The organism is Nocardia carnea NBRC 14403 (assembly GCF_000308515.1).
GTDB classification, from domain to species: Bacteria; Actinomycetota; Actinomycetes; order Mycobacteriales; family Mycobacteriaceae; genus Nocardia; species Nocardia carnea.
Genome location: NZ_BAFV01000057.1, coordinates 41380 through 60002 on the forward strand (window position 1 = coordinate 41380; position 18623 = coordinate 60002).

The 18623-nt window shown below is 66.8% G+C and carries 20 protein-coding genes; 12 read left to right on the plus strand and 8 right to left on the minus strand.

The genetic code is table 11. From position 1 onward, the window contains the following. Nucleotides 1–10 precede the first annotated feature (10 nt). On the minus strand, nt 11–1030 hold the full coding sequence (locus ON22_RS21155) for an aldo/keto reductase (protein ID WP_033243349.1): 1020 nt from the start codon (nt 1028–1030) through the stop codon (nt 11–13). A 145-nt stretch (nt 1031–1175) separates the two neighbouring features. Here ON22_RS21155 and ON22_RS21160 point away from each other — a divergent pair, with 145 nt between their 5' ends. Together ON22_RS21160 and ON22_RS37610 are read left to right on the plus strand one after the other, a co-directional pair. Beyond that, nucleotides 1176–1814, plus strand: coding sequence for a TetR/AcrR family transcriptional regulator (locus tag ON22_RS21160; protein WP_051157896.1), 639 nt, complete (start codon nt 1176–1178; stop codon nt 1812–1814). Between the two features lie 61 nt (nt 1815–1875). Further along, the gene (locus ON22_RS37610) at nt 1876–2358 is read left to right on the plus strand and encodes a hypothetical protein (protein ID WP_063820623.1); all 483 of its coding nucleotides are present in this window, start codon (nt 1876–1878) and stop codon (nt 2356–2358) included. A 109-nt stretch (nt 2359–2467) separates the two neighbouring features. Here the strand turns inward: ON22_RS37610 and ON22_RS34800 are convergent, their stop codons facing one another. Beyond that, nucleotides 2468–3949: a bifunctional serine/threonine protein kinase/MFS transporter gene (locus ON22_RS34800; RefSeq protein WP_051157897.1), complete on the minus strand. Its 1482-nt coding sequence runs from the start codon at nt 3947–3949 to the stop codon at nt 2468–2470. Between the two features lie 73 nt (nt 3950–4022). Continuing rightward, entirely contained in the window at nt 4023–4727 is a 705-nt protein-coding gene (locus ON22_RS21175) for a lysoplasmalogenase (protein ID WP_231508500.1), read from the minus strand. A gap of 68 nt (nt 4728–4795) precedes the next feature. On the opposite strand from ON22_RS21175, the gene ON22_RS21180 reads away from it, so the two are divergent. Beyond that, a complete protein-coding gene (locus tag ON22_RS21180; protein WP_033243351.1) occupies nt 4796–6094 on the plus strand; it encodes an MFS transporter in 1299 nt (432 codons plus the stop codon). Nucleotides 6095–6222: 128 nt separating this feature from the next. On the opposite strand, the gene ON22_RS21185 is transcribed toward ON22_RS21180, so the two are convergent. Together ON22_RS21185 and ON22_RS21190 are read right to left on the minus strand one after the other, a co-directional pair. After that, the gene (locus ON22_RS21185; RefSeq protein WP_051157898.1) at nt 6223–6927 is read right to left on the minus strand and encodes a hypothetical protein; all 705 of its coding nucleotides are present in this window, start codon (nt 6925–6927) and stop codon (nt 6223–6225) included. Then, nucleotides 6924–7571, minus strand: coding sequence for a hypothetical protein (locus ON22_RS21190; RefSeq protein WP_051157899.1), 648 nt, complete (start codon nt 7569–7571; stop codon nt 6924–6926). The genes ON22_RS21185 and ON22_RS21190 overlap by 4 nt, the downstream gene beginning before the upstream one ends. 215 nt (nt 7572–7786) lie before the next feature. On the opposite strand from ON22_RS21190, the gene ON22_RS21195 reads away from it, so the two are divergent. From ON22_RS21195 to ON22_RS21215, 5 genes are all read left to right on the plus strand, one after another. Continuing rightward, nucleotides 7787–9514: an ABC transporter substrate-binding protein gene (locus ON22_RS21195; RefSeq protein ID WP_051157900.1), complete on the plus strand. Its 1728-nt coding sequence runs from the start codon at nt 7787–7789 to the stop codon at nt 9512–9514. Between the two features lie 62 nt (nt 9515–9576). Continuing rightward, complete coding sequence (locus tag ON22_RS21200; RefSeq protein WP_033243352.1) at nt 9577–10575, plus strand: ABC transporter permease; 999 nt, start codon at nt 9577–9579, stop codon at nt 10573–10575. Next, nucleotides 10572–12272, plus strand: coding sequence for a dipeptide/oligopeptide/nickel ABC transporter permease/ATP-binding protein (locus tag ON22_RS21205; RefSeq protein WP_033243353.1), 1701 nt, complete (start codon nt 10572–10574; stop codon nt 12270–12272). Before ON22_RS21200 ends, ON22_RS21205 begins: the two co-directional genes overlap by 4 nt. Before the next feature lie 2 nt (nt 12273–12274). Further along, nucleotides 12275–13159: an ABC transporter ATP-binding protein gene (locus ON22_RS21210; protein WP_051157901.1), complete on the plus strand. Its 885-nt coding sequence runs from the start codon at nt 12275–12277 to the stop codon at nt 13157–13159. Nucleotides 13160–13361: 202 nt separating this feature from the next. After that, nucleotides 13362–13679, plus strand: a complete 318-nt coding sequence (locus ON22_RS21215; protein ID WP_033243354.1) for a hypothetical protein — start codon at nt 13362–13364, stop codon at nt 13677–13679. A 30-nt stretch (nt 13680–13709) separates the two neighbouring features. Here the strand turns inward: ON22_RS21215 and ON22_RS21220 are convergent, their stop codons facing one another. Then, nucleotides 13710–14519 (minus strand): SDR family NAD(P)-dependent oxidoreductase, encoded by an 810-nt coding sequence (locus ON22_RS21220; protein ID WP_033243355.1) that lies wholly within the window; start codon nt 14517–14519, stop codon nt 13710–13712. 61 nt (nt 14520–14580) lie between these two features. Here ON22_RS21220 and ON22_RS21225 point away from each other — a divergent pair, with 61 nt between their 5' ends. Together ON22_RS21225 and ON22_RS21230 are read left to right on the plus strand one after the other, a co-directional pair. After that, nucleotides 14581–15165 (plus strand): TetR family transcriptional regulator, encoded by a 585-nt coding sequence (locus ON22_RS21225; protein ID WP_033243356.1) that lies wholly within the window; start codon nt 14581–14583, stop codon nt 15163–15165. A 117-nt stretch (nt 15166–15282) separates the two neighbouring features. Further along, nucleotides 15283–15717, plus strand: a complete 435-nt coding sequence (locus ON22_RS21230; RefSeq protein ID WP_033243357.1) for a PASTA domain-containing protein — start codon at nt 15283–15285, stop codon at nt 15715–15717. Between the two features lie 444 nt (nt 15718–16161). On the opposite strand, the gene ON22_RS21235 is transcribed toward ON22_RS21230, so the two are convergent. Together ON22_RS21235 and ON22_RS21240 are read right to left on the minus strand one after the other, a co-directional pair. Continuing rightward, entirely contained in the window at nt 16162–16578 is a 417-nt protein-coding gene (locus ON22_RS21235) for a PIN domain nuclease (RefSeq protein ID WP_033243358.1), read from the minus strand. Continuing rightward, the gene (locus ON22_RS21240; RefSeq protein WP_033243359.1) at nt 16575–16826 is read right to left on the minus strand and encodes a type II toxin-antitoxin system VapB family antitoxin; all 252 of its coding nucleotides are present in this window, start codon (nt 16824–16826) and stop codon (nt 16575–16577) included. The genes ON22_RS21235 and ON22_RS21240 overlap by 4 nt, the downstream gene beginning before the upstream one ends. A 225-nt stretch (nt 16827–17051) precedes the next feature. Between ON22_RS21240 and ON22_RS21245 the strand changes: the two genes are divergently transcribed. After that, the gene (locus tag ON22_RS21245; protein ID WP_051157902.1) at nt 17052–17645 is read left to right on the plus strand and encodes a hypothetical protein; all 594 of its coding nucleotides are present in this window, start codon (nt 17052–17054) and stop codon (nt 17643–17645) included. After that, entirely contained in the window at nt 17642–18346 is a 705-nt protein-coding gene (locus tag ON22_RS21250; RefSeq protein WP_063820624.1) for a hypothetical protein, read from the plus strand. Before ON22_RS21245 ends, ON22_RS21250 begins: the two co-directional genes overlap by 4 nt. The last annotated feature ends 277 nt before the right edge of the window (nt 18347–18623 follow it).

The window sequence follows — 18623 nt, forward strand, 5'->3', positions numbered from 1 at the left end:
AGCGCGGAGCTCACCGGCGGCGCAGCGCCGGATCGAGCAATGCGGGTGGCGTATCGAACTTTTCGCCGGGGGCGAGGTCGATACCGGGGGCAACGATGGTGTCGATCGCGTCGAGGACATCGGCGGAGAGCACAGTATCGACCGCTGCCGGCTGGGATTGCAGATGATCCAGGGTGCGTGGGCCGATGATCGCGCTGGTCACGCCCGGGTGCGCGGTCACGAAACCGAGTGCCAGCCGGATCAGGGACAACCCGGCGTCGGCGGCGAGAACGGCCAGTTTCTCGACGGCATCCAACTTCGCACGGTTGGCGGGAATCGTGGTATCGAAACGGTCCGGGAGCATCGCCGACCGGCTGGTCGAGATTTTCCGGTCCGCCCGGATGGCGCCCGACAGCCAGCCCGAGGCCAGTGGGCTCCAGGCCAGTACCCCGAGCCCGTACTCCTCGGCGACGGGCAGTACGTGGGCTTCGATCCCGCGTTGCAGGATCGAGTAGGCAGGTTGTTCGGTAACGTAGCGACTCAGCCGGTTCTCCCGCGCCGCCCATTGCGCCTGGACGATCCGGTAGGCGGGGAACGTCGAGGAACCGAAGTAGCGGATCTTGCCCGCGCGTTGCAGGTCGGTCAGCGCCGACAGGGTCTCGTCGTCGCCGGTGTCCGGATCCCACCGGTGCATCTGGTAGAGGTCGATATGGTCGACGTTCAGCCGGCGCAGGCTGTCGTCCACGGCCGTCATCAGCCAGCGCCGTGAACTGCCTCGATGGTTGCGTTCGTCGCCCATCGGCATGGTCGCTTTCGTGGCCAGCACGATATCGTCGCGACGCCCGGCGATGGCTTTGCCGACCATCCGCTCCGATTCGCCCTGGCTGTACATATCCGCGGTGTCGATGAGGTTGATACCGCCGTCCAGCGCGACGTCGATCATGGCCGTGACCTCGTCCTGAGTCGTTTTCCCGATACCCCCGAAGTTCATGGCACCGAGTACGAGGGTGCTCACCTGTACGCCGGTCCGGCCCAAGCTGCGGTACTGCATATTTTTTCCTCCATGAGAGTGGGAACGCGACCCGCTCGACTCCGGCGGTGCGACCCTGGCATCCTGAAAGCGGAACAACGTTCCGATAACCAACATACGGAACAATGTTCCGTTTGCCAACCGGAAGGACGGAGGTCGCTGCCCAGTGGCCGAAAAAGACACCCCCGAACCGGCCCCACGTAAACGGGCCGATGCCCGGCGCAACGAGCAAACCCTGCTCGACGCGGCCGCCACCGCATTCGTCGAATCCGGAGTCGGCGTACCCGTCCGCGATATCGCCGCCCGCGCCGGTGTCGGCGTCGGCACCATCTACCGCCACTTCCCCACCCGCGCCGACCTCATCGTCGCGGTCTACCGCCACCAGGTGGAAGCCTGCGCCGCAGCAGGCCCCGAACTACTGGCCGAAGGCCCCACTCCGCACGCCGCCCTGACCCGCTGGATCGACCTGTTCGTCGACTTCCTGGTCACCAAACACGGTCTCGCCGAGGCACTCCAATCCGACAACGCCGCCTTCGAATCCCTGCACGCCTACTTCATCGACCGGCTGCTTCCGGTCTGCACCGAACTGCTCGACGCGGCCGTGGACGCCGGCGAGATCGTGGCCGATATCGAGCCCTACGAATTGATGCGCGGCGTGGGCAACCTCTGTGTCGGCGCCGGTGGTGATCCCCGCTACCACGCGCGGCGAATGGTCGGGCTGTTGATAAGAGGTCTGCGCACCCGCCGGCACCGCCCGCGAGAGTGGTCAGGAATCGAGAAGCACCGGTCACCGCACCGTCATTAACGTCGTCCTCATCGAGATCGCGGGGCACCCAGCCGGACGCGAACCGGCCGAGGAGGACGAGATGAACTGGAACAAACGAACCCGGCAGACGCACCGGGTGGTGGCGATCGCATTCGTGGCGACCGTCGTCGTCACGGTCGCGGTCATGGCCGCGCAGGGACCGGTCCGGGTCTCCTATCTCCCACTGCCCCCACTCGCCCTGCTCCTGTTCTCCGGCCTGTATCTGTACGTGCGGCCGTACGTCGGCAAGCCGACCGCAGAGACCGGGCCTCGCCGTGCTCGAGTTCGTTCGACCGGAGTGCGGGCGCTGCACCGTTCGGCGGCCGCTTTCTTCGTGGTGAGCATTGCCGTCACGACCGCCACCTTGGCGTTGCAGGGACCGATGTGGGTGTCCTACCTGCCACTCGCGCCGCTCGTCGTGCTCCTCGGCAGCGGCCTGTTCATGCTCACGCGGCCGAGCGCGAGCCGGCGCACCGGTGCCGGCGATGAGGACGGCGCCATCGGCCGGCAGTCGGCGGTGACACGTTCATCGGCGACGCAATAAACAGGTCGGATACGAGGCAGCCCGGGGAGTGACGCGATGGTCGAAGGCACCCGGTTACGCCGGATCCGGTTGGGTGCCCGCCGCCCGCATCGCCGCAGTTGAAACGCGGTCAGCGCCGAATGCGCGCGTTCCGGATGGCGGTGCGGTACTGGATCCAGCGCCCGGTCGAACTGGACGAAGCACACACCAATGCAAGCCCGGTAATGATCATGAGACTCCCGAACACTACGACGGCTATCGGAACCAGTTCTCCGTCGAAGGTGAGCCCGACGAGACCGATCGCCGGGATGAGCATTCCGATGACAGAGCAGATGATCGTCAGAATGCGCCCGATACGGTTACCCGACAACAGATACATTCCGGCGGCGGTCCACAGCAGCATCGCCATCGCCGCCCCCAGCAACCCGATAATCGCCGTATCCAGCTCGCGAAAAGGATCATCGCCGGTAGCGAGATCAATAGAAAACACCAGGAGAACGAAGAACAGACCGGTGGGAGCCAGTCCGGCGAGCAAGGTGATGATTGCCGCGGTGAAGGGTGCAACCCTGGATGGCTTCGGCCCTGCCCATTCCTGCCGGCCGCCCATGTCAGGCCGATATGGGTAGGGATGTCGGCCTATCTCGGGCCCGGGCAGCGGCCAGGCGGATGGAGCGGATGGCGGCGGGGCAGGCTCAGCGGCGGGCGGGGTCCTCGGCACGTGCGGTGGCCGGTTCACCACAGTCGGCACGGACCGGGAAACAGGCGCCGCGATATGCCGGCCTTCCAGCGTGTCGCGGGCTGCCGTGGTGAACTCGGCGCAACTGACGAACCGGTCCTCACGCTTTTTGGCCATCCCGCGTTCGAGGACCGCGTCGATGGCCGGAGGAAGATCGGGGCGAGCGGCAGTGAGCCGTGGCACCGGCTGCGAAATATGTCCCATCACCACCTGCCCCGGGTTCGTCGCCGCATACGGCGACCGCCCGGCCAAGATGGTGAAAAGCGTGCAGGCCAGCGAATACTGGTCGCTACGGTGGTCCACCGGCTCCCCGGTCAACTGTTCGGGCGACCCGTAGGCCAGTGTTGCGGTGAAGGTCCCGGTGGCAGTGAGTTTCGTATTCGTGGCATCGGTGAGCCGGGCGATACCGAAATCGGTGAGCACCGCGTGGGATTCGCGGAATGCGTCCGCTCCCGCGATCAGAATGTTGGCCGGCTTCACATCACGGTGCAGCACTCCGCAGCTGTGCGCGTAGTCCAGCGCCGCCGCGGTTTCGCCGAGCAACCGCACCGCCGTCGCGGGCGGATACGCCCTGGCATCCCAGGATGCGGCGTCGGTTCCGCGGATGTATTGCATAGCGATCCACAGATGCCCGTCGTCGGTTCCGCGATCGAACACCCCCACGATCCCCGGATGTTCCAGCCGGGCGACGACATCGGCCTCGCGTTCGAAGCGACGGGACAGTTCGGGATCGGTGGACACCTCCCGGTTCAGCAGTTTCAATGCGACACTGCGCGGCAGCCGCGGATGCCGGGCGAGGTAGACCGTCCCCATCCCACCACGGCCGAGGACCCCCTCGACCTGGTATCCGGCGAAGGTCGCACCCACCCCCAGCACTGTCACTCCTTCTGTCCGGCGAACTCCGTGGACGCTACCGCACTTTCGGGTCCCGGGGCCGCCGGCGGCCGCGTCACTTCCCGGCCGGTGCCCGATCGACGGTCACGACAGCGATCACGAGCAGAACCTGCCCGACCACATAGGTGAGCATCACCCAGAAGCCGTGCCCGGGTAGTTCCATATCGGTGAATGCGCGCAGGGCGATCAGGGAATCGGAGATCAGGAAGATCGCGCCGCCCACCCCGGCCGTCCGGCCGAGCCCGGTCGCCAGCACCGCCATGGTCACCAATGCCAGGCCGTACACGATGACCGGCACCAGAAGCGTGCCGGCCTGCTCCCGACAGAGCGCCACCAGAATCACGAGCGCGACGGCGTACACCGCGACCGCGGCGGGCCGGGCCAGTAGTGATTGCCGGTGGTAAGGCCAGAAAGCCGCGGCGTAGAACAGTTGCGCCACCAGGAAGCAGCCCACCAAGGCCAGGAATCCGCCGTCCCCGGCAACGAAACGCGGCACCGTATCGCCGAGCCACGAGAAGAACAGCGCGACCAGGACCAGCCGGACCAGCCGGCTACGGGGTCCGTTCGTCCCCGCGAACAGTGCCGCGGCGAGTAATGGCATGAGGAGCACCTGCGTGATATCGGAGACGACCCCCTCCGGCGCCGCGATCTGAGCAACCAGATGCACGCCGGTGACGCCGGCCAGCGCCGCGAAGGCGACCCACATCCTCGCCGCGGCACCACCGGCCACCGGCAACCTCTCTCCGCCGCTCGAGCTCATCCCGACCTTCCATCGCCACCGGCCTGCAGGATATCCGGCACCGCACCGGTGTCTGCCAGGATGACCGCATGAGAACCATGGCGCGACCCGGCACGATCTCCGCCGGGACTCTGGTTCTGCTGACCGCTCTCTACTTCGCGCAGGGGCTGCCGTACGGGTTCTTCACCCAGGCGCTGCCCGTGGTGCTCCGCGAATCCGGGTTTTCCCTGATCGAGATCAGTGCCACCGGTGTTCTGTTCGCGCCGTGGGCATTGAAATTCCTGTGGGCGCCCTATGTCGACAGCTACGGCACCCGGCGGCAATGGCTGCTGACGTTGCAACTCACCAGTTCGGCGATCGCTTTCGGGCTCGCCTGCCTGGACCTCTCCTCGTCGTTGCGCTGGCTCCTCATCGGGATCGCCGTGGTGAACGCCGTATCCGCGACCCAGGATGTCGCCACCGACGGACTCGCCGTCCAGCTGCTGGGTCCGCAGGAACGCGGTCTGGGGAACGGGATCCAGGTCGGCGCCTACCGGATCGGCATGATCGTCGGCGGCGGCGCGCTGCTCTGGTTGTTCGCGCTCGCGGGCTGGCGGAGCCTGTTCGCCGCGATGGCGATTCTGCTTCTGCTGACCACTATCCCGGTGTGGTGGTTACCGCGGACCCCGGAACGCACTGAACAGAAGACACCGCCCCGCCCGACCGCTTTGACGACCGGGTGGTGGAAACGGTTACGACGACCGGGGATGCTCACGTTCATCCTGCTCATCGGCGGTTTCAAATTCGGGGATTCGATGGGCTCGGCAATGGTCGGCCCGTTCATGTCCGATGCCGGACTCACCCTCGGCCAGATAGCCCTCGTGAAGGGCGCGCTGTCATCGGCCGGCGCGCTCGCGGGCGCGGCGCTGGGTGGCTGGCTGTGCTTCCGGTACGGCCGCCGCCGCGCCCTGCTGATCGGCGGGGTCACCCAGACAGCCGGCCTGGCTCTCTATCTGATCGCCTCACTCGGAACCGGCGGTTTCGGCCTGATCGTCACCGCGAGCCTCGCCGAGCACATCCTCGGCGGCGCCGCGACCGTCGCGGTGTTCACCCTCATGATGGACGCCTCGGACCGCGACCACGCCGGTAGCGACTACACCCTGCTGGCCTGCGCGGTCGTGACGGTGCAGGGGATCGCGGGTTTCGCGGCGGGGACGGTCGGCGAACTCCTCGGCTACCCGGCCCTGTTCGGGTCGAGCCTGGTCCTGTCCGGTCTCGGTTGCGCGGTACTGATCATCGCGACAGATCGCGGCAAGGGGCCCAGCGGTGTGCGCGAAGTGTGGGACAGTCCGCGGCCGGCTCCGCCCCGGGGCACCACAACGGCGGCCGGCCGGCTCTCCACGTCGTAGCCGAGCCGATGCGCATCCTCATCACTCGGTTCGAGTAGTGAGACGGCGGACAGCATGCGGCCGAAGCGAGCCCGATGTGCGTCCGGTTCCGGGATGAGATCGGCACGGATACAGCTGTCACCGCGACTTCAGCGGGCCTCCACCGTTTCACGGGGGACAGCGTGTGCGCCGCGCAGCCAGTGCATCATCCGGTACATCAGCTGCGTGGCGCCGGGCATGAAACCCGAGCCGTGGTGATAGGAGGCGTCCATGGTGCTGACGACGATTTCTGCGGCGAATGTGCCTGCGTCGTAGTACATCACGGTGTTGCTGTGCCCGGGAATGGCCCGGTACGGGGTGCCCCAGGGGTCTTCGATCTCGGTATCCGCATGGTCCGGCAGTTCTTCGAGCCGGACGAGCGGTACGGCCGTGGCGGGGTGGGTGAGAACCCCGTGATAATGCCAGTGCACGGCGTCGTCGGCGAGGCCGTCCCAGAACGGGTGTTCCCGGTTGACCGAGCGGCGTCCGACATCCTCGCCGATCCGCCAGGCCCAGAAGTTCGTGCCGCGGCCGGTTTCGGTGGTGCCGGGTAGCCAGTCGCCGACGGTGTTCTCGCCGTCGATGTACATCCGCGCGCCGGGGGTATCGAGGAAGCCGACGAGGATCGGGGCGATACGGGCCAGCACACCCGGATGCAGTCTGGCCGCAACGTAGACGGCGTCGAAACCGTCGAGCCCGCCCGGTTCGAGATCGGGTGCGTAGACATCGACCGGGTCCATGGCGCGTACGGCGGGATCGCGCAGGTCCGCGAGGTGGAAGAAGCTGGCGGTGTGGACGAAAGCGACGCGGGTCATCGGGCCGTCTCCTGTAGCGCCGCGGCGCCCTCGAGGTAGGTGAGTGTACGTTCGCCGAGGTCGGCGGCGGAGGTGCCGGGGCGACTGAAAGCCTGCATATCGTTGCCGAGATGCAGGATGACCTCGCCGGTTCCGAGCGGGTAGGCCACGTCGACCGGTAGGCGACCCTGGCCGATCCCGGTGATCACGACAGCCCCTTCGGGCAGGTCGACGAGGTAGGCGTGGGCATAGAACCCCGCGACGCCGATATGTTCGAGATCTTCGAAAGTGTGCGTGCCGGGCACCCCGGTATTGAAGAGCACGTCGCGGCGGTCGACTCCGTCCCAGATCGGGTGCGATCCCATTTCGGTGAGCCATAGGTCGCGGGTCGTATGGAAGTCGAGTTTGCGGTATTCGGGCATGTTCTCGACGAACCGCTCCAGCGGATGGCCGTTGACGAGAATGCGCCCGCCGGCGCGCACCCAGGCCGACAGCCGGTCGGTGCGGGCGGCGAGAAAGCGCTGATCGCAGGCTCCGCTGACCATGATGCCGACGTAGGCGTCGAGGTCGATCCCGTCGAGGTCGTACACATCGCGGACGGCGATACGGGGCGTGTCTTCCGATGGTGAGGTGCGACGTTGGACGAGTTGCAGAACCGGGGGCATCAAGACTCCTTCACCGGTAACGGAACGGCACGAGATATAAAGGTTAGGCTAACCTAGCCGAGGAGCCAGGCCACTGCGCAGCACGGGATCGAGTTTCTGAACCGCAGAAACTTCACAATTGACATGAGGTTAGGCTAACCTCCAGTCACCGGCGGGGTGACGGCACCCCCACCGCCCGCACCCCGGCCGTCCTTGACTCCCCGAATTGAGGATCCATGATCAACCGTCCGAGCCGCGCCGCCACCGGCGTCGGCGCCGCGGTCGCACTCACGGTCGCCCTGAGTGGCTGCACCGCCGGCTCCGACTCCGGCTCCGGGACCGCGGCGTTCGGCGACCTGAGCGGTCCCGCCACCGCCGAGCAGCTGACCATCGCGCTCGACAAGGATTCCGGCCCCATCAACCTGTTCGCCGGAGCGAGCGATCAGCTCGTCGAACTCGTCTACGACAAGTTGCTGGCCCCCTCGCCCTATGTCGACGATCCGCAGCCGTGGCTGGCCACCGAGGTGCGCCAGCTCGACCCGGCCGTCTGGGAAGCCGATCTGCGCACGGATGTCACCTGGCAGGACGGTGAGCGGTTCACGCCGGAAGACGTCGTCTTCTCGTTCCAGTACATGCACAACGCACCCACCGGCCGCTATACGCACCATGTCAACGACACCCCGTACGTCGACCGTGTGGTGCAGGTCGACGACGACACCGTGCGTTTCGAATGCCGCGACGCCTGCCCCTCACTCGCCCGCGTCACGCTCGCCGATCTCCCGATCGTCGCCGAGCACATCTGGGCCGATATCGACCCGGCCGAGGCGAAAACGGTGCAGGACCTGCCGATCGGCACCGGCCCGTACCAGTTGACGGCCTACAGCCCCACCGAGGGGTACACGCTCACCGCGAACGAGAAATACTTCGCCGGAAAACCCACGGTCGATACGATCGAAATGCCGGTGATCACCGATCAGTCGGCAACCTTCACCGCGCTGCAGTCCGGCGAGATCGATGCGACCACCCGCGCACTCAGCCCCGAGCTCGTCGCACAGTTCGAGCAGTCGGGCAACCTCGACTCGCTCACGACGCAGGCATTGAGCTTCCCCGAGATCAAAATGAACTTCCTGCGGAAACCGCTGGACACGCCGAAGTTCCGGCGCGCCCTGTCGGATGCGGTCGACAAGGAACAGATGCTCGATGTGGTCGCGCTCGGCCAGGGCCGGGCCGCGACCCAGGGCTACCCCCATCCCGACGCGCCCTTCGCGAACCCCGGCAACTCGACGCCGACCGATCGCGCGGCCGCCGGCAGCGCACTCGACGAACTCGGCTATACCGATACCGACGGTGACGGTGTCCGCGAGATCGACGGCAAACCGCTCGTGCTCAGGATGTACGTGGATTCGGGCCTTCCCCAGGATGTCCGGGCCGCCGAACTGGTTGCCGAAGACCTCGGCAAGGTCGGTATCGAAGTCGAGATCGAGGGGATGGACGCCGCGGCGCTGTCGGAGCGGTCGGCCGAGAAGACCTACGACCTGCTCGTCGGCTCGATCGGCGCGCACGGTGTCGCCGATCCGGACCAGTTCATCATGTCGCATCGCTCGGGCTATCTCTGGGCGACGAAGGTCGCCTGGGGCGAGTGGGACACGAAATACGCCGAATGGCTGGCGCAGACCACCCATGAGGACCGTATCCGCGTGATGCAGGGTCTGCAGACCGTCCACAACGCGGCACCGACAACCGTTCCGCTGTTCTACCCCGAAGAGCATTGGGCCGTCTCGCATACGTACGGCGGGTGGGCCGAGAGCCCCGGCTACGGCATCGTCCACAAATGGTCGTTCCTGCCGGAAGAGGTTGTCGAAGCGGCTCATTCGAGCACCATCGACGCGATCACCGAGCTCAGCGGTACCGCTCCGGCCACGGATGTCACCGAGCCCCCGGCCTCGGAAGAGCACGGGCACTGACGATCGGGCGACCGGCCGCGATGAGGGCGGCCGGTCGTCTGCGCTCATCGAGAGGACCGAAGATGAAGAGGCCGGACAGATCCTGGCTCTCGCGGCTCGGGCAGTACGCCGTAGTGCTGTGGGTCGCCGTCACCCTCAACTTCGCGCTGCCGCGGCTGGCTCCGGGCCACCCCGCCCTGGTCATGTTCACCGGCGAGGGTGATCCCAGCCCGGAAGAGCTCGCCGAGCTCGGCGCGCTGTACGGGCTAGACGATCCGGTTCTCGTCCAGTACTGGCGGTTCTGGACGGATCTACTGCACGGCGATCTCGGTCTCTCGACCGTCCACAACCGGCCGGTGGCCGATGTCCTCATGGAACGACTGCCCTGGTCGCTGACTCTGGTGGGGCTGGGGCTCATCGGCGCGATCATCGTGGGATCCCTGCTCGGGGCGTGGTCGGCATGGCGGCGCGAAGCCGGCCGTCCCGGCCAGGACAAGGGCACACTCGTCGGGGTCCTGGCCGTCGATTCGATGCCGGGGTTCTGGATCGGGATGCTGCTGATCACGGTCTTCTCCGCACAGCTCGGCTGGCTGCCGTCGTACGCGTCGGCGGAGCTGCCCGACGAAACCTTCGCCTGGCTGGTCGAATCCGGCCGCCGGCTGATCATGCCGCTGCTGACGATGATCATCACCTCGATCGGCACCTATTACCTGCTCGCCCGGGCATCGATGACCACCGTGCTGGGCGAACCGTTCATCCGGCTCGCCCGCGCCAAAGGCCTGCCCGAACGCCGCGTCGCCACCGGACATGCCCTGCGCACCGCGCTGCTGCCCATCGCGACCAACGCCACGATGGCAGCCGGCGCCCTCGTCTCCGGCGCCGTCGTGGTCGAAACCGTGTTCTCGTATCCGGGTCTGGGGAAGGTCATCGCCGATGCGGTCGCCGCCCGCGACTACCCGATGCTGCAGGGCGCGTTCCTGCTCGCCACGGTCGGCGTGATCCTGGCGAATATCGTCGCCGATCTGCTCTACCCCCTGCTCGACCCACGGGTTCGGCACGCACGTCAGGTGGTCCCCGCATGACGCGCCTGCGCACCGGTTGGCGATCACTGTCGATCACGAGCCGTATCGGGATCGCCATCGTGCTCACGCTGTGCGCGGTCGCGATTTTCGCTCCGTGGCTCGCTCCGTACGACCCCGGCGAACGCGTTACCCGGCCGTTCGCCGCGCCGTCGGCAGCGCATCTGCTCGGCGCCGACGATGTCGGCCACGATCTGCTCAGCATTCTCATCTACGGCGCGCGACCTTCGCTGCTGGTCGGATTCATTGCCGCCATCGCGGCGACCCTGGTCGGGACGGCCGTCGGCATCACAGCCGGCTACCTGCGCGGAGCCACCGATACCGTGCTCATGCGCATAGTCGACGTGGTCCTGTCGCTGCCCGTCGTACCGCTCACTCTGGTGATCGGTGTCCTGGCCGGACCCGGGATCGTCACGCAGATCTTCGTCATCTCCATCGCCCTCTGGGCTCCGATGGCTCGCGAACTGCGCGCCCAGGTACTGAGTGTGCGCGAACGCGACCATATCCACGCGTTGCGCGCCATGGGCGCCCGCCACAGCTACGTCCTGGCCCGCCATATCGTTCCGGCGGTCGGCGTACTCGTCGTGCCGCAACTCGTGCTCGCGGTCAAGAACGCGGTATTGCTGGAGGCCTCGCTCGCATTCCTCGGTCTCGGCGATATCACCTCCATGAGCTGGGGCATGATGCTGAGTGTCGCAGGCGGCCGCAGCGCTTTCCTCACCGACGCCTGGCTCTGGTGGGTCGTACCACCGGGGGTCCTCATCGGGCTGACCGTGCTGGGTTTCGCGCTCGCCGGTGGCGCCGTGGAACGCACCACGGCCGGGGTCACCCGCCAGTTCGTCCGGCGCAGCAAACCCGGCCGCCCACCGGTGGCCGCCGCTGTCCCGGATAGTGGTGCCGACGACACCCTGCTCCGCATCGAGGGCCTCACCGTGCGCTACGGCGAAGGTGAGAACGCAGGTGGCGGGTGCACCGACGTCGAACTGGCAATACCGCGGGGGCAGGTCCTCGGTCTGGTCGGGGAATCGGGGTCGGGTAAGTCGACGGTCGCGGCCGCGATCGTGGGTCTCATGCCCGCGGCCGCCCGAATCATCTCGGGACGAATCCGGCTCGGCGGCCTCGATCTGCCGGCCCTCGGCGACCGCGAGCGTCGTGCGCTGCTCGGCTCACGTATCGGTCTCGTGCCACAGGAAGCACAGTCGGCACTGAACCCCGTACACCGCATCGGCGACCAGATCTGCGAGGCGGTCCTCGTCCACAGCGAGATGACCCACGATCGCGCCCTGGAACGTGCCCGTGAACTGCTGCGGATGGTGGGCCTGCCGGCGGAAAGATACCGGGCGTTCCCTCACGAACTGTCGGGCGGGCAACGGCAGCGCGTCGTCATCGCGATCGCACTGGCCAACGAACCCGAACTACTGGTCGCCGACGAACCCACCAGCGGCCTCGACGTACTCGTCCAGCAGGAGATCCTCGACCTGCTCGACGAACTACGGGCCCGGCTGCACCTGACCGTGCTGATCGTCACGCACGACCTGCCGGTCGTCGCGCAGACCGCCGACCGCGTCGCCGTCATGCGGGCGGGCACGGTGGTCGAACAGGGCGAGGCCGGCAGCGTGCTGACCGACCCGCAGCATCCCTACACCCGCGACCTGATGGGCGCGATGCCCGATATGAGCGAGTTCGAGAGGGCCCTGTGACGATGACGACCGAAATGATCCGGACAGCGGCGGCACGTGACGACCACCCGGCCCATCGGCAGGAGCCGGTTCTCCGCGTGGCCGACCTGACAGTGCGGTACGGCGAAACCGTCACCGTCCGCGATGTGCACGTCGAACTCCAGGCCGGCGAGACCGTAGCCCTCGTCGGCGGCTCGGGAGCGGGCAAATCCACCATCGCCAAAGCAATTGCCGGGCTGGTCATCCCGTCGAAAGGGTCCGCGCTGCTCGATATCTCGGCGAACAGCGGCGACCGATACGAGCGCGTCGATCTGCTCGCCGCCTCCACCTCTGTCCGCCGCGCGGCCCGCCGCGCCGTGCACCTCGTCATGCAGGATCCCTACGCGTCCCTGCCGCCGCATCGCCGGATCCTGGATATCGTCGCCGAACCCCTCGTCATCCACCGCATCGGCGATACCGCGACCCGAACGGAAGCCGCCCGATCGGCACTGCACGCGGTCGGCCTCGACCCCGCGCACTACGCCCGCCGGTTCCCGCACCAATTGTCCGGGGGCGAACGCCAGCGCGTCGCCTTCTCCCGCGCGATCGTGACCCGGCCCGCGGTCATCCTCGCCGACGAACCGACCGGCATGCTCGACGCCACCCTCCGCGCCGAGGTCTCCCAGCTCATGGGCGACCTCGCCCGCGACCACGGCACCGCGATCCTGCACATCACCCACGACCTCGCCCTCGCCGCCCACACCTGCGACCGCGTCCTCGTGATGGCCGACGGCGCAATCGTCGAACAGGGCCCGACCGCGCAGGTCCTGCGCAATCCACAGCACCCCACAACGAAGCAACTCCTGCTCGCCGCCTTGCGTGGGTCACGCCGCCGGACCGGCACCGGCGAAGCGCCGCCTGGGGCGTGATGCGTCGTACGGCATATCCGAGACCAGCGGCGCGGAGACACTGAAGCGCCGAGCCCTCTTCGCGCTCCCGCACCGGACATGATCTGCGCTACCGCACGGGCCCGCGCAGCAACCGCTCTCCGCGCACGTCACGACCGATCCAGGTAACAAGAGCGACTTCTCAGCGATGTGATCCATACAACATCGATTCAGGAGGTCCGATATGTTGTCTGCGAAACGGCTTGCCGCCGGCGCCATCGTCGCCACCGCAACCGCCGGGACTGTACTTGCAGGGGGCGGTGTAGCTCAGGCCGATGTCCCGGTGTGGCAGGCCAACTGTCACGTCTACAACATCTTCAACACCGGAGGGATGGCCCACTGCGAGCTACCGGCCTGGCACCAGGTGAAGCTCACCTGTGTCGCATGGCCCGTCCCGTTCACCTATTGGAAGTACGGGCCGGTGCACTACGGACAGAATCAGTCCTGGGCCAGTTGCGACGCACCGGGCGCACTGGTGCGGGTCGAGGTCATCCAAGCGTAGGTCGGGATCCATCGACTGTCATCGCACCCATCATGACGGACGCCGGCGGCTCGGGTCCGACAACCGATCCATCAGGACGACCGCGGTCCGCCGGCCCAGCAGTCTGCTCATCGCCGCGGCGAACCGATTGCTCACTCCGTCGACGACACTCGGTCCCGGCGACCGGCGGTCGAGATGTGCCAGCGCAGTCGCCACCACCTCGGCCGCCGACCGCATTCGTGCGCCCGCGGTAGCGTCATCGGTACCGACGACCGCATTGAACTCGGTATCGGTCGCCCCCGGTGACAACGCGAAAACCGCGACACCACTACCGCGCAGTTCCGCCCATAATGCCTCGGTGAAGTTGAGCACGAACGCCTTCGACGCGCCGTAGACCGCCATCCGCGGCGTCGGCGCATAGGCCGCCATACTCGCCACATTGATCAGGAATCCGTTCCCCGCCGCGACCAGATCCGGCAGGAATGCCGAACTGAGCTGCACGGGCGCGGATACGTCCACCGCGACCTCCTGCGCGAGCCGTTCGGGATCCTCGTCGCGGAAGTTCCCGAAGGTGCCGAACCCCGCGTTGTTGATCAAGCTCGTAATTCGCATATTCCGCTCGGCGACCGCCGCCCGCAGATCCGGTCCGGCAGACGGCGACGCGAGATCGTAGGAAATCACCTCGACCACCGCATTGTGCGCGGACCGCAATTCCGCGGCGAGTCCCTCCAACCGGTCACTACGCCGGGCCACCAGCACCACCGCTGCCCCACGCGCGGCGAGCGCCCGCGCGAATTCCTGCCCGATTCCGGAACTGGCTCCGGTGATCAACACGGTCTGACCTGAATATGCAATCGACATGACTGCCACCGTAGGGCAGGTTGGCACCAAGTGCCAGTTTGGCACGGGCTATGCTCCTCGTATGGCGAAGGAAACCGTGTGGGACCGCCAGCGCGCGGCCGTCCGGAACGAAATCGTCGAGACCGCCCTCGAGATGTTCCTGACCGACGGCTTCGACGAGACCCCGATCGACCGCATCGTGGAATCAGTCGGCGTTTCCCGGCGCACCTTCTTCCGCTACTTCGGCACCAAAGAGGACATCGTCCTCGGCGGCCTGATCTCCCGCGGCCAGATGATCGCCGGCGAATTGGCCGCCCGGCCCGCCGGCGAAACCCCGTGGGAAGCCCTCCTGGCCGCCCTCCACGCCGCCCACGAAACCACCGTCGCCGATACGAGCGCCGACCTCGCGCTGGGAAAAATGCTCTTCGATACCCCGTCACTGCGGGCGCGACTGATGGAGAAACGGCTGCGCTGGCAGGAAATGTTCGTACCGTTGCTCGCAGCACGAATGGACGGCCCCGCCGAACGGGCGACGCTACGCGCCACAGCTATCGTCGCGGCGGCACTCTCCTGCCTGGACACGGCCTCCGAAGCATGGATCGCATCGGACGGCGCCGACGATCTCGCCGAACTCTACGACGAGGCAGTGGCGGCGGTACGGGCCTGACCACGATCAGCCGCCACCGCCCACGGACCGACAGCCCCCTGTAACGCCGCGCTCATCGCGAAGCGATTGCCAGTGATCGGAGCCACAGTCGATCCCAGGGTGAGGACAACCATCATCATGAAGACAATCGCGGCCTACCTGGCCATCGCCGCTGCGGCTGCCGCCACCGCATGCGCAGCAACGGAAACGCCCGCCATCGAACAAGAAACCAATAATTCCGTCGCGACACTCGTACCGGCCAGCACCTCGATGCCGCCGCAGATGACCGCCCCCGCCGAACCGCCGTCGACCGAGCCGAGCACAGCCACCGAGTCCGAAACCGTCCCGATGCCGGACGTTGTCTGCATGAACCTGCAGGACGCCCAGGACCGCATCCAGGCCGCAGGCGTGTTCTTCTCCCGCAGCGAAGACGCGACAGGCGCGGGCCGGAGACAGGTGATGGATCGCAACTGGGTGGTCGTCGCACAGACACCCGCCGCCGGCGTACCCATCGGTGAGGCCGATGCGGTCCTGTCCGTCGTAAAAATCGGCGAACCAGGCGATTGCTCCTGAGTCAACCGCGTATTCACCGCCGGCACGGCCTCATGTGGTTCAGCGGTGCACTGCTGAACCACCGCCTCGCAGATCCCGATCCGCTAGATGCCGAAGCGGTACCGCGGAAGATCGGTGAGCCGGCCGACACCGGGCTTTTTGGCAGCGCAAGCGAGTAACCAGGCAAAAACTGCGTATCACCGACTTCCGCGAACGCCGTGTCGAGCTCAGCGAAAACGGTCGGATTCCGGCCCTCGATCGCGGACCGAACGCGATCGCCCCTCCAGTCGCTCACGGCGACAAGCAAACCACGGCAATCCCGGCGCCGGCTGCACCATCCCAGCTGAATCCGAGTGCGAAAGTGCCTGGCAGGGTTTGTGCCGGTTTCTGCGCTGACCGAATCGGCCATCGCGCGGCGCCGACCAAACAACTGAACTGGTCGGCGTGCTGAGCGGTCTACGTCGCTCAGTCGGCGGTGCCGGGTTCGACGACCCACTCGGCTTGCAACCCGCTCACCGAGGAGATCATGTCGAAGTCGCCATCGTAGTGCAGAACCGTGGCCCGGTGCCGCTCGGCCGTTGCCGCGATGAGGACGTCGGCCAGCGACAGTGCCCGGTGAAAGCCGGCGTTCAGTGCCAGCTCTTGGATCTCGAGCGCGCGTTCGAATTCCTCGTCATTGCAGGGCAGGTAGTCGAAGCCGCGGAGCAGAGTACGCAGGCGCAGCGCCTCGGGCTTGCCGCGCGCCGAGAACAGCACCTCATACTCGGTCGGTGCACACACCGCAAGGAGCCCCGCGTGGTCCAGCGCATCCAGTCGCTGCCGCACTGCAGGCGTGCTCCGGCGGGCCAGCGCGGACTTGTCGATCAGATAGCGCCCCTTCACGCCACCGAAGCTCCATTTCCACGCTCGAGCGAACCGTCCGGCTTCCGCGGCCCGGTCTGTGACCGGATCTCCGCGAACGCGTCCTCGAACTCACCCTCGTCGATGGCGTCGAACAGCTCCCGGCGTAGCCGTAGCTTCACTCCCTCTTCCATTGCTGCCCGTACTGCTGCGGCCTTGGTCGTCACCCCGTATACCCGCATCGCCTGCTCGACGATCTCCTCGTCCAGATCAATGACGGTCCTGGCCATCGCTCATCCCTCCTCGACCCACCCCGATCACGCACGATATCAATTCTTTCCATCAAATGATATCGCACAGGTGGAGCCGTCCAGGCATACGACGGCCGAATCGATGGCGAGCTACTTCCTCAGCTTCGGTGATCGGGAGCAGCGCCTGTGAGAGGATGCTGGTTCCTCGCCGCCGCTACGCATCCACGCGAAACTCCGTCGGACGGCCGCACGGAGGAGCACACGATGAAATGGCTCGACCAGCGGATCCAGCTTCACAACGCTGATGATCAGACCGCAGACTGGATGGCGAAGGCCCGCACGCCCGAAACCTGCGCACGCATCCGGCGCTGGTCTCGGCTGGAGGCCATCGGCGTCATGGCAGCGCTGGCCGGCCTTGTAGTGCTCGTTACCGCACCGATCGCAACGGTGGCGCTGATCATCTGGTTCTATGTCTCCGGCATCGACCGCATCGACGTGTACTGGTTGCTGTGGAGTGTCGCCATCGGGGTGCCGCTCGTCGGAGGCATCCTCATGACCGTCGGCAGCAGCCGGCGCCGCGCAGCCTGCTTTGCGGACGGGTACGTCTCCACAGGCCGTGTCGACCGAGTGATCGAGCAGCGGACCGTCGGCGACGACCAGGCCTGGTATGAACTCGGAGTCAGCGCCGTGATGCCTGACGGCGAGGTGCTTCACCGGAAGGTCTACCGGGACGGTAACGACCCGAGCCGGCGGATCGGAAGGCCCATCCGCTTCCGGCACAACACCCTCGACCCCGACGTCCTACACGACGTCCTGTTCGACGGATGGCCCGCCCACGCGAAGGATGGCCCGCGATGAGCCACAGTCACCCTGACAAGCGGTCGGTCGAGGCGCGGTTCGCCGAGGGGCACCTCGCCGCCGGCGTGATCGACGACGCGATCGAGGATGCTCCCGGCGAGGTCCAGGGGCCCGATACGCTCATCATCAGCGCCCAGGTGCCGGGGCACGGGATCCTCCACCGCGAGATCACCTGTCCGCTGTCGATGCCCGGAAGCGGTCGCCGACTCGTCGGACAGACCATCGGGTTCCGCCACAACAGGCTCGACTCCGACGACCCGGACGACGTACTCGTCGTCCGGTGGCCCGCCGAGGTCAGCAGAGCGCTGGAACCATTCCGTCCTCATGGCCCCGGAGCGCTGCGAGCACGAGCGTGGAGATTCCTGGCTGGGTGCAGTGCGGCGGTAGCGGTGGGCGGGATCCTGCTGACCGTCGTGATACTCATCGGCGTGGTGTTCACTGCCGGCGAGCTGTTCACCGACCTTCCCGCATGGTTCCGGCCCGGCGTCGCGCTGACGGCGACTGTGGGCACGGCAGTGCTGGGGGTGTTCGCGTTCACCGTCTGCGAGTCCCGTATGCGAAAGCACACGCGGCCTTCGTCTGCACCGGCGTGGATACGCGCACTTGTGCGGTGCGATTGTGGCCGCGCGTGGCTTTCATCCCGACACCGCAGCCGAGCATATCGAACACGCACGTCATCTGGCCCCGGCGATGCCTGGTGAATCCGACTTGTACGGCACTCTTTTCGGCCCCGCGAACGTAGGTATTCACTCAGTGGCCATGGCACTAGAAGCCGGTAATCCTGATAAAGCTGCGCGAGAAGACTCAGCCCTCTTCCTGCCCAAGAAGATTGCACCGCCACGGGCAGGTCACCACTGGCAGGACGTAAGCCGTGCGTGGCTGATGATCGGCAAACCGGATCAGGCGAGGACAGGGGCTGACAGAGATTCGGCACCTGGGCGACGGTTGTGCCCAGGTGCCGAAGATCGCGCAGCGTCG